The 12654-nt window shown below is 74.5% G+C and carries 12 protein-coding genes; 6 read left to right on the top strand and 6 right to left on the bottom strand.

Annotated features, from left to right (window positions below):
- Positions 1 to 56: 56 nt before the first annotated feature.
- From trpC to lgt, 6 genes are all read left to right on the top strand, one after another.
- Positions 57 to 866: an indole-3-glycerol phosphate synthase TrpC gene (gene trpC, locus J7F03_RS15255; RefSeq protein WP_214949762.1), complete on the top strand. Its 810-nt coding sequence runs from the start codon at positions 57 to 59 to the stop codon at positions 864 to 866.
- 7 nt (positions 867 to 873) lie between these two features.
- Complete coding sequence (gene trpM / locus J7F03_RS41015) at positions 874 to 1083, top strand: tryptophan biosynthesis modulator TrpM (RefSeq protein WP_251071963.1); 210 nt, start codon at positions 874 to 876, stop codon at positions 1081 to 1083.
- Between the two features lie 195 nt (positions 1084 to 1278).
- Positions 1279 to 2526: a tryptophan synthase subunit beta gene (gene trpB / locus J7F03_RS15250; RefSeq protein WP_214949761.1), complete on the top strand. Its 1248-nt coding sequence runs from the start codon at positions 1279 to 1281 to the stop codon at positions 2524 to 2526.
- Positions 2523 to 3335, top strand: coding sequence for a tryptophan synthase subunit alpha (trpA, locus tag J7F03_RS15245; protein WP_214949759.1), 813 nt, complete (start codon positions 2523 to 2525; stop codon positions 3333 to 3335). Before trpB ends, trpA begins: the two co-directional genes overlap by 4 nt.
- Before the next feature lie 132 nt (positions 3336 to 3467).
- The gene (locus tag J7F03_RS15240; protein WP_214949757.1) at positions 3468 to 4454 is read left to right on the top strand and encodes a thioredoxin domain-containing protein; all 987 of its coding nucleotides are present in this window, start codon (positions 3468 to 3470) and stop codon (positions 4452 to 4454) included.
- Between the two features lie 78 nt (positions 4455 to 4532).
- Positions 4533 to 5537, top strand: a complete 1005-nt coding sequence (gene lgt, locus J7F03_RS15235; protein ID WP_214949755.1) for a prolipoprotein diacylglyceryl transferase — start codon at positions 4533 to 4535, stop codon at positions 5535 to 5537.
- Between the two features lie 85 nt (positions 5538 to 5622).
- Here lgt and J7F03_RS15230 read toward each other — a convergent pair whose 3' ends face one another.
- From J7F03_RS15230 to J7F03_RS15205, 6 genes are all read right to left on the bottom strand, one after another.
- The gene (locus J7F03_RS15230; protein ID WP_214949753.1) at positions 5623 to 6444 is read right to left on the bottom strand and encodes a CoA ester lyase; all 822 of its coding nucleotides are present in this window, start codon (positions 6442 to 6444) and stop codon (positions 5623 to 5625) included.
- The gene (locus tag J7F03_RS15225) at positions 6441 to 7634 is read right to left on the bottom strand and encodes a CaiB/BaiF CoA-transferase family protein (RefSeq protein ID WP_214949750.1); all 1194 of its coding nucleotides are present in this window, start codon (positions 7632 to 7634) and stop codon (positions 6441 to 6443) included. The genes J7F03_RS15230 and J7F03_RS15225 overlap by 4 nt, the downstream gene beginning before the upstream one ends.
- Complete coding sequence (rbsK, locus tag J7F03_RS15220; RefSeq protein WP_214949749.1) at positions 7631 to 8593, bottom strand: ribokinase; 963 nt, start codon at positions 8591 to 8593, stop codon at positions 7631 to 7633. The genes J7F03_RS15225 and rbsK overlap by 4 nt, the downstream gene beginning before the upstream one ends.
- Positions 8590 to 10143: an ADP-ribosylglycohydrolase family protein gene (locus J7F03_RS15215; RefSeq protein ID WP_214949748.1), complete on the bottom strand. Its 1554-nt coding sequence runs from the start codon at positions 10141 to 10143 to the stop codon at positions 8590 to 8592. Before J7F03_RS15215 ends, rbsK begins: the two co-directional genes overlap by 4 nt.
- Positions 10140 to 11300: an ADP-ribosylglycohydrolase family protein gene (locus J7F03_RS15210; protein ID WP_214949747.1), complete on the bottom strand. Its 1161-nt coding sequence runs from the start codon at positions 11298 to 11300 to the stop codon at positions 10140 to 10142. Before J7F03_RS15210 ends, J7F03_RS15215 begins: the two co-directional genes overlap by 4 nt.
- The coding region (locus J7F03_RS15205; protein ID WP_251071962.1) for an ADP-ribosylglycohydrolase family protein at positions 11297 to 12654 on the bottom strand (1358 nt) is incomplete at its 5' end. The genes J7F03_RS15205 and J7F03_RS15210, both read right to left, overlap by 4 nt.

Below are 12654 nucleotides of genomic sequence, written 5' to 3'. Positions count from 1 at the left end.
GTTGTACGTGTCTGCAAGGCGGCCGACCGTCATCGACCCGGAAGGGGGCCGCTCGCGTGAGTGTGCTCGACGAGATCATCGAAGGGGTCCGCGAAGACCTTGCCGAACGGCAGGCTCGCGTCAGCCTCGACGAGCTCAAGGAGCGTGCCGCCAAGGCGCCCCAGGCCAAGGACGGCGTCGCTGCCCTGCGCGGCGACAGCGTCAAGGTGATCTGCGAGGTCAAGCGCTCCAGCCCGTCAAAGGGCGCGCTGGCCGCCATCGCCGATCCGGCCGGGCTCGCCGCCGACTACGAGGCGGGCGGTGCGGCGATCATCTCGGTCCTCACCGAGCAGCGCCGTTTCGGCGGCTCGCTGGCCGACCTGGAGGCCGTCCGCGCCCGCGTGGACATCCCGATCCTGCGCAAGGACTTCATCGTCACGGCGTACCAGCTGTGGGAGGCCCGCGCCTACGGCGCCGACCTCGTGCTGCTGATCGTCGCGGCCCTGGAGCAGGAGGCCCTCGTCTCCCTCATCGAGCGGGCCGAGTCCATCGGCCTCACCCCGCTCGTCGAGGTCCACGACGAGGAAGAGATCGAGCGTGCGGTCGCGGCAGGCGCCAAGATCATCGGCGTCAACGCCCGCAACCTGAAGGACCTCAAGGTCGACCGCTCCACTTTCGAGCGGATCGTCGGCGAGATCCCGGCCCACATCGTCAAGGTTGCCGAATCCGGCATCCGCGGGCCGCACGACCTGATCGCCTACGCCAACGAGGGCGCGGACGCCGTCCTCGTCGGGGAGTCCCTGGTGACCGGCCGCGACCCGAAGGCGGCCGTGGCCGACCTCGTCGCCGCCGGCGCCCACCCCGCCCTGCGCCACGGGCGGAGCTGACCGTTCCATGACCCACGACCGCCCCTCCGTCCGCACCCGGCCCGGCTCCCGCCTGGCCGGAGTGCCGACGGCGCACGCGCCCCTGGCGCGCGGCTGCCGCCCTCGCGGCTGCCGTGCCCCGGCCCGGCGCGTGCACGGGCGACGGGTCCGGTACGTGATCGGCTCCGAGCCCGGTCAGGTCAACGGCATGCGATGGCGACCCGGAGTCGCGTCGTAACGAGGCCGCCCCGGACGGTGTACATCTGCACCGCGTCCGTCGGCGTCCCCTTGCGGTCTGCCGCCCGAGCCGCCGGCTCCGGCGCGGACCGCCCCGTACCGTACGTTCTGCACGCCCCAGCGGGGTGTGCGCGTCGCGGGCGGGCGGCGCAATACGGTGAAGACATCCGCGTCGCATCCGTAGGAGTACCTGGGCATGTCCAGCGCCAGCAGTTTCTTCATCCCGGACCCCGAGGGTCACATCCCCAACGCCGAGGGCTACTTCGGCGACTTCGGCGGCAAGTTCATCCCGGAGGCGCTCGTCGCCGCCGTGGACGAGGTCGCCGTCGAGTACGAGAAGGCCAAGGGCGACCCGGCCTTCGCGGCCGAGCTCAATGACCTGATGGTCAACTACACCGGCCGCCCCAGCTCCCTCACCGAGGTGCCCCGGTTCGCCGAGCACGCCGGCGGCGCGCGGATCTTCCTCAAGCGCGAGGACCTGAACCACACCGGCTCACACAAGATCAACAACGTGCTGGGCCAGGCGCTGCTCACCAAGCGCATGGGCAAGACCCGCGTCATCGCCGAGACCGGCGCCGGCCAGCACGGCGTGGCCACCGCCACCGCCTGCGCCCTCTTCGGCCTCGAATGCGTCATCTACATGGGCGAGGTCGACACCCAGCGCCAGGCCCTCAACGTGGCCCGCATGCGCATGCTGGGCGCCGAGGTCATCTCCGTGAAGTCCGGTTCCCGGACCCTCAAGGACGCCATCAACGAGGCGTTCCGCGACTGGGTCGCCAACGTGGACCGCACCCACTACCTCTTCGGCACGGTCGCCGGCCCCCACCCCTTCCCGGCCATGGTCCGCGACTTCCACCGGGTCATCGGTGTCGAGGCCCGCCGCCAGATCCTGGAGCGCGCCGGCCGCCTCCCCGACGCCGTCGCGGCCTGCGTCGGCGGCGGCTCCAACGCCATCGGCCTCTTCCACGCCTTCATCCCGGACGCCGACGTCCGCCTGGTCGGCTTCGAGCCCGCCGGACACGGTGTGGAGACCGGCGAGCACGCGGCCACCCTGACCGTCGGCGAGCCCGGGATCCTGCACGGCTCCCGCTCCTACGTCCTGCAGGACGAGGAGGGCCAGATCACCGAGCCGTACTCGATCTCGGCCGGTCTGGACTACCCGGGCATCGGCCCGGAGCACTCCTACCTCAAGGACGCGGGCCGCGCCGAGTACCGCGCGGTCACCGACGACCAGGCGATGCAGGCGCTGCGGCTGCTCTCGCGCACCGAGGGCATCATCCCGGCCATCGAGTCGGCGCACGCGCTGGCGGGCGCGCTGGACCTGGGCAAGGAGCTCGGCAAGGACGGGCTGCTCGTCGTCAACCTGTCCGGCCGCGGCGACAAGGACATGGACACGGCCGCCCGCTACTTCAACCTGTACGACTCCGAGGGGGAGACCAAGTGAGCGGCAACATCGAACTCCTCTCGGCCACGCTGGCGAAGGCGAAGTCCGAGGACCGCGCGGCCCTCGTCGCCTACCTCCCGGCCGGCTTCCCGACCGTGGACGGGGCCATCGAGGCCGTCAAGGCCGTCATCGCCGGCGGCGCGGACGTGGTCGAGATCGGCCTCCCGCACAGCGACCCGGTCCTGGACGGCGCGATCATCCAGACCGCCGACGACATCGCCTTGCGCGGCGGAGTCAAGATCGCGGACACGATCCGGACCGTCCGCGAGGCGCACGAGGCCACCGGCGCCCCGATCCTGGTCATGACGTACTGGAACCCCATCGACCGCTACGGCGTCGAGCGGTTCACCGCCGAGCTCGCCGCGGCCGGCGGCGCGGGCTGCATCCTGCCCGACCTGCCGGTCCAGGAGTCCGCGCTGTGGCGCGAGCACGCGGCCAAGCAGGGTCTCGCGACCGTCTTCGTCGTGGCCCCCAGCAGCAAGGACGAGCGCCTCGCCACCATCACGGCGGCCGGCTCCGGCTTCGTCTACGCCGCCTCCCTCATGGGCGTCACCGGCACCCGCGAGTCGGTCGGCGACCAGGCCGCCGACCTGGTGCGCCGCACCCGCGCCACCAGCGAACTCCCGGTCTGCGTCGGCCTCGGCGTCTCCAACGCCACCCAGGCCAAGGAGGTCGCGGGCTTCGCCGACGGGGTGATCGTCGGCTCGGCCTTCGTGAAGCTGCTGCTGGACGCGCCGGACCTGCCGGCCGGGCTGGCCGCCGTACGGGCGCTGGCGGGCGAGCTGGCGGAGGGCGTCCGCAGGAGCTGACGCGCGTTCGATCGCGGCGCGTTCGATCAAAGACGCGGACCCCTGAGCGGGTTCTGTAGCCCGATCGGGTGGAAGTAGGGGCAGGGAGGCACGAGAGTGCCTCCCTGCTTCGTTTGGCCGAACGTGAGCGACATGAACGACGGTGCGAACCGCGATGCGACGAAACGATCGGCCCGCGAGCGACTCCAGCTGGAGCGCGAGAGGCAGAAGGCCAAGGACAAGCGCCGGCGGACCCTCGTCGTGTCGGCGGCGGTGGTCGGCGTACTCGGCCTGGCGGCCGTCGTCGGCCTGATCGCGGCGAACACGGGCAAGGGCGGCTCCTCCGCGAAGGGGGGCCCGCTGGTCGCCCCCTCGGGGGCCACCGGCACCGACGCGCTCGCCATCCAGACCGGCAAGAGCGAGGCCCCCTCGACACTGACCGTGTGGGAGGACTTCCGCTGCCCGGCCTGCAAGTCCTTCGAGACCAACTACCGGGACACCGTCCACGAGCTGGAGGGCAAGGGGCTCCTCAAGGTCGAGTACCACCTCGTCACCCTGATCGACGGGAACATGGGCGGCAGCGGCTCGCTCAGGAGCGCGAACGCGGCCGCCTGCGCGCAGGACGCCGGCACGTTCTCCCCGTACCACGACGTCCTCTTCGAGAACCAGCCCGAGGAGACCGATGACGCCTACGGGAAGAACGCCAAGCTGCTGGAGCTGGCCGGCAAGGTCGACGGGCTGGACACCCCGGCGTTCCGCACGTGCGTCGAGGACGGCACGCACGACAGCTGGGTGAAGAAGTCGCAGGACGCCTTCCGTGCCGGGAGTTTCCGCGGGACCCCGACCGTGCTGCTCGACGGCAAGGACATCTTCGGGGACAAGGCCAACCCGCTGACCCCGCAGAAGCTGAAGGAGAAGGTCGAGGCGGCCGGCACGGGCGGTGCCAAGACCTCCGCGTCCCCGTCCGCCTCCGCGTCGCCGTCCCCATCGGGCTCGGCGAAGGCCTCGTCCGGCCGCGCGGCCTCTCCCGCGGCCCCGTCCTCCTCCGCTTCGGCGCGCTCGGCCGGGCGTACGTCCACGGGATCCGCGGGCTCCGCCGACCGCTCCCCGGCGCACTCCGGGATGCCCATGGACCACTGACGGCCGTCTCGATTCGGCAGCAGCTTGCCGGACGGGTTGCCGTCCCCACCGTCCGGCAAGGTAGCGTCGGGTCTTGCCATGAACCTTGCCTTCATTCCCAGTCCGTCGACGGGCGTGCTCCATCTCGGACCGATCCCGCTGCGCGGCTACGCGTTCTGCATCATCATCGGCGTCTTCGTCGCCGTCTGGCTCGGCAACAAGCGCTGGGTAGCCCGGGGCGGAAAGCCGGGCACGGTCGCGGACATCGCCGTGTGGGCGGTGCCGTTCGGCCTGGTCGGCGGTCGCCTCTACCACGTGATCACCGACTACCAGCTCTACTTCGGCGAGGGCCGCGACTGGGTCGACGCCTTCAAGATCTGGGAGGGCGGCCTCGGCATCTGGGGCGCGATCGCGCTGGGCGCGGTCGGTGCCTGGATCGGCTGCCGGCTGCGCGGGATCCCGCTGCCGGCCTGGGCGGACGCCCTGGCTCCCGGTATCGCGCTGGCCCAGGCCTGCGGGCGCTGGGGCAACTGGTTCAACCAGGAGCTCTACGGCCGCGCCACCGAACTGCCGTGGGCGGTGGAGATCACCGACGGCCCCAACCGGGTCGCGGGCACCTACCACCCGACCTTCCTCTACGAGTCGCTCTGGTGCGTCGGCGTCGCCCTGCTGGTGATCTGGGCCGACCGCCGCTTCAAGCTCGGACACGGGCGGGCGTTCGCGCTGTACGTCGCCGCGTACTGCCTGGGCCGCGTCTGGACCGAGTACCTGCGGGTCGACGAGGCCCACCTCATCCTGGGCCTGCGGCTCAACGTGTGGACCTCGATCGTGGTCTTCGTGCTCGCCGTGGTCTACCTCGTGCTGTCGGCGAAGCTGCGGCCGGGCCGCGAGGAGATCGTCGAGCCGAACGCCGGCGCCGTGGCCGGGGCCAAGGACGGGGACGCCCCGGCCGAGGACGGTGGAGCCGAGGCGAAGGACGGCGAGGCCGAGGACGGGCCCGAGGACGAGCCGAAGGACGCCGAGGCCGAGGTCGAAGGCGAAGCCGCCGGCGCCGAAGCCGACGGCAAGGACAAGGCCGAGGCCACCGAGGCCAAGAAGCTCTGACCGGGGTTCCGGTCGAAACGGGAGGGGCGCCGCGCATCCGCGCGGCGCCCCTCCCGTTTTCCGCGGGCGGCCGACGCCCCGTCGCTCAGGAGAGTACGGGCGCGTCCCGGCGGGCCAGGGCGACGACCCGTTCCGCGCCGGCCAGCATCGCCGGGTCGACGAAGCGGCCGTCGGGGAGGGCCACCGCGCCCGGAGTGCGCCGGGCCGCGGCCACGATCTCCTCGGCCGCCACGACCTCCGCCGGGCCGGGCAGGTAGGCCCGCTCGATCACCGGGAGCTGGCGCGGATGGATCGCCGCGCGCCCGAGGAAGCCCAGCGAGCGGCCCCGGGCACAGGAGGCGGCCAGCGCCTCCAGGTCCCGGATGTCGGGGAACACGGACTGGGCCGGCGGCGCGAGCCCGGCCGCGCGGGCCGCGACGACCACCCGCGAGCGCGGCCAGTCCAGGCCCGCCTCCGAGGTGACGCCGAGGTCGGCCCGCAGGTCCGCCTCGCCCAGGGACAGCCCGCGCAGGGCGGGGTGCGCGCGGGCGATCTCGTAGGCCCGTTCCACGCCGATCGCCGATTCCAGCAGGGCGTGCAGGGGCACCCCGCCGGCGCGTTCGGCCGTGGCGACGATCTGCCCGGGCGCGGAGATCTTGGGCAGCCGCAGGCCGGCGAGGCCCCGGAGCCCGGCGAGGGCGGTGAGGTCGGCGCCGCCCCAGGGGGAGTCCAGGGCATTGACGCGGACGTGGACCGGTACCGGGTGGCGGGTGTCGAGCAGTTCGGCGGTGGCGCGGCGGGCGTACTCCTTGCGGGAGGCCGACACCGCGTCCTCCAGGTCCACGATGACGGCGTCGGCTCCGGCGTGCAGGGCCTTGGCGACCACCTCGGGGCGGTCGCCGGGGACGTAGAGCCAGGTCAGGATCACAGGGCCCCTTCCGTGCGGAGAGCGGTGATCTCGGCCGCGGACAGACCGAGTTCGGTGAGGAGGGCGTCGGTGTCCGCGCCGTGCGGGCGGCCCGCCCAGCGGATGGAACCGGGGGTCTCGGAGAGCCGGAAGAGGACGTTCTGCATGCGGATCGGGCCGAGTTCGGGATCCTCGACCTCGGTGACCGTGTCCAGGGCCGCGTACTGGGGATCGGCCATCACGTCCCGTACGTCGTAGACCAGCGCGACGGCCGCCTCGGCATCCTCGAACGCCGCCACCACCTCGTCCGCCTTGTGCCGGGCGATCCAGCCGCCGACCGCGTCGTCGAGGACGTCCGCGTGGGCGGCCCGCCCGGCGCCGTCCGTGAACCAGGGCTCGGAGATCAGCTCGGGCCGGCCCACGAGCCGCATCACGCGCTCGGCGATCGACTGGGCGGAGGTGGAGACCGCCAGCCAGCGCCCGTCCGCGCTGCGGTAGGTGTTGCGGGGGGCGTTGTTGGTGGAACGGTTCCCGGTGCGCGGCTGGACGTAGCCGAGCTGGTCGTACCAGAGGGGGTGCGGCCCGAGGACCGTCAGGATCGGCTCGATGATCGCGAGGTCCACCACCTGCCCGTGCCCGGTGCGGTCGCGGCCGGCGAGCGCCGTCATCACGGCGTACGCGGTGGTCAGCGCGGCGATCGAGTCCGCGAGCCCGAAGGGCGGCAGCGTCGGCGGCCCGTCCGGATCCCCGGTGATCGCCGCGAAGCCGCTCATCGCCTCCGCCAGGGTGCCGAAGCCGGGCCGGTGGGCGTACGGGCCCTCCTGGCCGAAGGCCGTCACGCGGGTCAGGATCAGCCGCGGGTTGGCGGCGGACAGCTCGGCCCAGCCGAGCCCCCAGCGCTCCAGGGTGCCGGGGCGGAAGTTCTCGATGACCACGTCGGCGGTGGCGGCCAGCCGCAGCAGGGTGTCCCGGCCGCCGGGGGTGGACAGGTCGAGGGTCATCGTCCGCTTGTTCCGGCCGAGCAGTTTCCACCAGAGGCCGATGCCGTCCTTGGCGGGGCCGTGGCCGCGGGAGGGGTCGGGGCGGCGCGGGTGCTCGACCTTGACGACCTCGGCGCCGAAGTCGCCGAGGAGGGTGGCGGCGAAGGGGCCGGCGAAGAGGGTGGCGAGGTCGAGGACGCGGAGCCCTCGCAGGGGGGCGGGGCCTTTCACGCCTGGGCCTCCCGCTCCAGGAAGTCCGACAGCTCAGCGGAGTCCGCGGGATCCGTGGGATCCGCGAGGTCCCCGAAGGCGGCGTCGGTCTCCGCGCGGCTCGGCATCGAGTCCTGCGCGCCGGGCCGCTGGACCGACAGCGCGGCCGCCGCCGAGGCCCAGCGCAGGGACTCCGGCATCGGCCGGCCCTCGCCCAGCGCCACGGCGAGCGCGCCGACGAAGGTGTCCCCGGCGGCGGTGGTGTCCACGGCCCGCGCGCGGGGGGCCGGCACGGTCAGCGGCTCGCGGCCGCGGGCGGCGTACAGGGCCCCGGCCGCACCGAGGGTGACGACCACCTCCGGCACGAGGTTCAGCAGTGCTTCGGCGGCCTGGCGGGGGTCGGTGAGGCCGGTGAGCGTGGCGGCCTCGTGCTCGTTGGGCACCAACAGGTCGGTCGCGGCGAGGAGTTCGGCCGGCAGCGGCTGGGCCGGGGCCGGGGTGAGGATCGTACGGACGCCGTGGGCGCGGGCGGCCAGAGCGCCGGCGAGCACGGCCTCCAGGGGGAGTTCGAGCTGGAGGAGGAGGGAGTCGGCGGCGCCGATGCGGGAGGCGTCGCCCGCCTCCAGGCCGGTGACGCGGGCGTTGGCGCCGGGGATGACGATGATGCTGTTGCCGCCCTCGTCGTCCACGGTGATGTGCGCGGTGCCACTGGCACCCTCGACGGTGCGCAGGGCCGAGGTCTCCACCCCGGCCGCCGCGAGCGCGGAGCGCAGCCGTACGCCGAACTCGTCGGTCCCGACCGCGCCGATCATCACCACCTCCGCGCCGGCGCGGGCGGCGGCGACGGCCTGGTTGGCGCCCTTGCCGCCGGGGACCGTGCGGAAGGCGCGGCCGGTGACGGTCTCCCCGAGCCGGGGGGCCTTGGGGACGTAGGCGACGAGGTCCATGTTGGTACTGCCGAGCACGGCGATGGCCGTCATGAGCGTGCTGCCTCCTGTGCGGTGAGGTGGGCGAGGGTGTCGAAGCCGATGCCGTCGAAGCCGGGGACGGTGGTGGCGAGGCGGTCCTTCAGCGGGGCGGTCCACCGGTGCGGAATGTTCTCGGGGCTCCCGGCCAGGAGTCCGGCGAGGGCCCCGGCGGTGGCGCCGTTGGAGTCGGTGTCCCAACCTCCGGACACCGCACGGCAGATGGAGTGGGTGAAGTCGCCGTCGGCGTGGGTGAGGGCGGCGGAGATCAGGGCGGTGTTGGGGACGGCGTGGACCCAGTGGTAGTGGCCGAAGCGGGCGTGGAGGTGGTCGACGACCGTATCGAAGTCGGTCTCCCGCGCGGCTGTCCGGATGCCGAAGCGGACGGCTTCGGCGAGGCGCGAGCGGGGCGGTACGACGGCCAGCCCGGCCCGGAGCGCGGTGTGTACGTCGGCCCGGCCGGTGGCCGCGGCGGCGGTCGCGGCGGCGACGAACAGGGCCGCGTAGACGCCGTTGCCGGTGTGGGTGAGGGCGGCGTCCCGGTACGCCTGGGCCGCGGCGGCGGCCGGGGCGCCCGGATTGGTCCAGCCGTGCACGTCGGCGCGGATGAGGGCGCCGATCCACTCGCGGAAGGGGTTGTGGTGCGTGGCGGTGAGCGGCGGCTCCAGCCCTTGGAGCAGATTGCGGTACGCGACGCGCTCGGCGGTGAAGGTGCGGCCGGCCGGGAGCTCGTCCAGCCAGAGCCGGCCGACGTCGGCGGTGGTGAACCGCTTGCCGTGGCGCCGCAGGAGGACCAGGCCGAGCAGGGGGTAGTTGAGGTCGTCGTCCTCGGGGGTGCCGTCGATGTTCTCGGCGAGGGAGGTGGCGGCGGAGCGGCGGTTCCAGGGGTGCGCGGCGAGGAGCTCCGCGGGGACCCCCTCGGCGGTGAACCAGTCGTCCAGCGGCCAGTTCCCGGCGGCCCGGGCCAGCGCCCGGATCGCGCCGAGCGGCAGCTTCTCGACGGGCTTGCCGAGCACACACCCGACGGCCCGCCCGACCCAGGCCGCCTCCAGCCTGCGGCGCAGCGGGGTGTCGGGGCCGGGGCCCGCGGGGCCGGCCGCTGTAGTACCCGGGGCCGCGGGGGCGGGCCATTGGGCGGCGGCCGGTCCCGCGACTGCCTCGGGCCCGGGCCCGGTGTCTTCGGGCCAGGTGGCGGTGATGCCGGGCCAGGAGTCGGGCTCGGTGGCGGCCGAGGGGCGGGGCAGGGCCGCCAGGGCCGTCAGGACGTCGGCCGCCAGGGCGCGGAGTTCCGGCGGGGCCGGGGCGGCGGAGGCGCCCGCCCGGGCCGGGGCGGTGTGGCCGCCCGCCGCGAGCCAGACGCGCAGCAGCGGCTCCGCCGCGTCCGCGCGGCCGTCCTGCTCGGCCTGCCGGAACTCGTGGCCGACCAGGTCCTCCGGCTGGACCCAGGTCAGCCGGACGGGCTCGCCGCACGTGGCCGGCGGGTGGGTGGGTGTGCCGGCCGGGGCCGTGCAGGTGGTCGGCGGGTGTGTGGGGGTGTCGGCCGGGTTCGCGCAGGTGGGTGTCATCGGGGGGCCGTCAGGGTGGCGAAGGCCGACTCGTGGGCACGGCGGCGGGAGCGGTCACGGGCGAAGACCTCCCGGGTCACCGCGGCCAGCGCCGCCGCAGGAGCGTGCAGGTCGAGGCGGCTGGCCTCCGCGACCTGCTTGGACCAGGCCGACGGGATGGCCGCCTCGCCGGACAGGGCGCCGGCGATCGCCCCCGCCATGGTGGCGATGGAGTCGCAGTCCCGGCCGTAGTTGACCGAGCCGAGCACGGAACCCTCGTACGCCCCGTCGGCGACGAGGAGCATGCCCAGCGCGATCGGGAGCTCCTCGATCGAGTGCAGGCGTGACGGCCGGCGCGCGCCCAGCGACGGCTTGCGGTAGTCCGGGCCCACCGAGTCGTACGGGGCGACCGCCGCGCGCAGCGGCGTCAGGGCCGACTCGAAGTCCCGGTGGCCGGCGGCGGCTTCGCGGACCGCCGCGATGGCCGAGCGGGTGCCGTCCTTGGCCAGGGACAGGGCGTGGTCGACGACCGAAGCGGCCGTGGCGCCCGGCACGCAGGCCGCCGCCACCGCCGCAGCGAAGACGCCCGCCGCCTCCCGCCCGTACGAGGACTGGTGCGCGCCGGTGACGTCCAGCGCCTCCGCGTACGCCCCCGCAGGGTTGCCCGCGTTGACGAGGCCGACCGGCGCCATGTACATCGCGGCGCCGCAGTTGACGATGTTGCCGCTGCCCGCCTCGCGCGGGTCCACGTGCCCGTAGTGCAGCCGGGTCACGATCCACTTCTCGGCGAGGAAGATCCGCTGGAGGGGGAGGGCGTCCGCCTCCAGTTCGGGGATCCAGCGGGGGGTGGTCATGAGGTCCGGGACGAGGTGCTCGGCGACGGCGTAGGCGTCCAGATGGTCCCGTACGGCCGCGTAGACCCGTACCAGGGCGTGCGTCATGAGGGTGTCGTCGGTGACGTGGCCGTCGCCCTTGTGGTACGGGGCGATCGGCCGGGCCGTGCGCCAGTCCTCGTGCCACGGTCCGACGATGCCGCGCACGCGGCCGCCGTGCCGTTCCACGATCCGTTCCGGGCTCCAGCCCTCCACCGGGCCGCCCAGCGCGTCGCCGACGGCGGCTCCGACGAGTGCGCCGGTGATCCTGTCGTCCAGGGTGGGAGTGGGGTCGTCGATCGTCATGTTCGGGTCATTCCTTGGGGCTTCGGAGACGTGAGTTCCGTACGGGTGAGCAGGGCGGCGAGTTCGACGAGGTCGGTGCCCGCCAGGCGGGGGAGGGCGCAGCCGGAGAGGGTGCGGCAGGCCTCGCGCCAGGCCTCGGGGAGCGAGTCGCCGCCGCCGAGGGCGCCGGTGAGCGCGCCGGCGAGGGCGGGGGCGGAGTCCGCGACGCGCGAGAGACAGGCGGCGGCCGGGACCGCCTCGCACACCCGGCCGCGCGCGGCGGTGGCGAGGGCGAGGGCCACGGGGACGGTCTCGGCGGCGGCGATGCCGTAGCTGTAGACGTGGTCGACGATCTGGTGTTCCAGGAGCGGGACGATGGCGAAGGCGCCGCCGGTCGGCTCCGCGCGGGCGAGTTTGACGGCGTGGCGGGCGTTGCGGCCGATCTCGGTGGCCTCCGGGAGCTGTTCGAGTGCGGCGTCGACGGCGGCGTCGGTGCCCGCGCCGGCGAGGGCGGTGGCGATGGCGGCGGCCATGGCGCGGGCGCCGTGGACCCCGTCGCCGTCCTGGGTGTACCGGGCGTCGAACTCGGCGAGGTCGGCGGCGGCGTGGGGGTCGCCGGGGTGGACGACGGCGAGGACGCAGGCGCGGATGCAGGCGGCGTCGTCGAAGTAGTGCGGGTTGTCGTGGCCGGTGGCGGGCGGACGCAGGCCGGCGGCGAGGTTGCCGAGGCCGGCGCGGACGGAGATCCGGGCGCGCAGGGGGAGGACGGCGGACTCGACTTCGGGCGCGCGCTCCGCCGCCGCCGCGACCTCGCTGGCCAGGGCGTTCCAGGCGAGGTCGATGGCGGCGCGCATCCTCCTGGACCGGGAGAGGTCGCTGAGCAGGACCCCGGCGGCGCTGAGGACGGACTCGGCGGCGAAGGCGGCCCACTCGGCGTCGTCGCTCGGGCCCAGGCGCAGGGGTTCCGGGGGCTGGTTGAGGGCGATGGGGACGGGGAGGGTGGTGGTGGCGTTCTGCTCGGCGAAGGTGTCGAGCTCGCGGGTGAGCCGGCGGGTCCACTCGGGCATCCGGCTGGCGCGATGCCGCGCGGCGGGCCAGCCGGCGGCGTCGCCGGCGGCGAGGCCGAGGAGCAGCCCCTCGATCCGGCGATCCCCTGCGGGGGGCTGTTGCGGTTCGGGTGCCGGGGCGGCGGAGCTGTGGGTGGCCGTGCTCGCGGATCCCCGGCCGGGTGCGGTCGCCTCCGGGGCGGTACGGGTCCGGGTGCGCGGCTGGGCGCTGCCTTGCGGGTCTGCGGTCGCACCCGGGTTCCGGGCCGCATCGGGCTGGTCGGGCGGGGGGCCGGCCCCGTCCGGGTGCCGGGCCGGGGCGCGGGTCG

This window comes from Streptomyces sp. ISL-43 (assembly GCF_018614195.1).
Taxonomy (GTDB): domain Bacteria; phylum Actinomycetota; class Actinomycetes; order Streptomycetales; family Streptomycetaceae; genus Streptomyces.
The sequence above is the reverse complement of the archived record's forward strand: the minus strand, read 5'-3'. Positions and strand labels throughout refer to the sequence as shown.

Bases quoted from the DNA above. Each gene is read 5' to 3' on its own strand.
- J7F03_RS15215 (WP_214949748.1), bottom strand. From the start codon at position 10,143: ATGACACCCACCTGCGCGAACCCGGCCGACACCCCCACACACCCGCCG.
- trpM (WP_251071963.1), top strand. From the start codon at position 874: ATGACCCACGACCGCCCCTCCGTCCGCACCCGGCCCGGCTCCCGCCTG.
- J7F03_RS15240 (WP_214949757.1), top strand. From the start codon at position 3,468: ATGAACGACGGTGCGAACCGCGATGCGACGAAACGATCGGCCCGCGAG.
- trpB (WP_214949761.1), top strand. From the start codon at position 1,279: ATGTCCAGCGCCAGCAGTTTCTTCATCCCGGACCCCGAGGGTCACATC.
- rbsK (WP_214949749.1), bottom strand. From the start codon at position 8,593: ATGACGGCCATCGCCGTGCTCGGCAGTACCAACATGGACCTCGTCGCC.
- J7F03_RS15210 (WP_214949747.1), bottom strand. From the start codon at position 11,300: ATGACGATCGACGACCCCACTCCCACCCTGGACGACAGGATCACCGGC.
- lgt (WP_214949755.1), top strand. From the start codon at position 4,533: ATGAACCTTGCCTTCATTCCCAGTCCGTCGACGGGCGTGCTCCATCTC.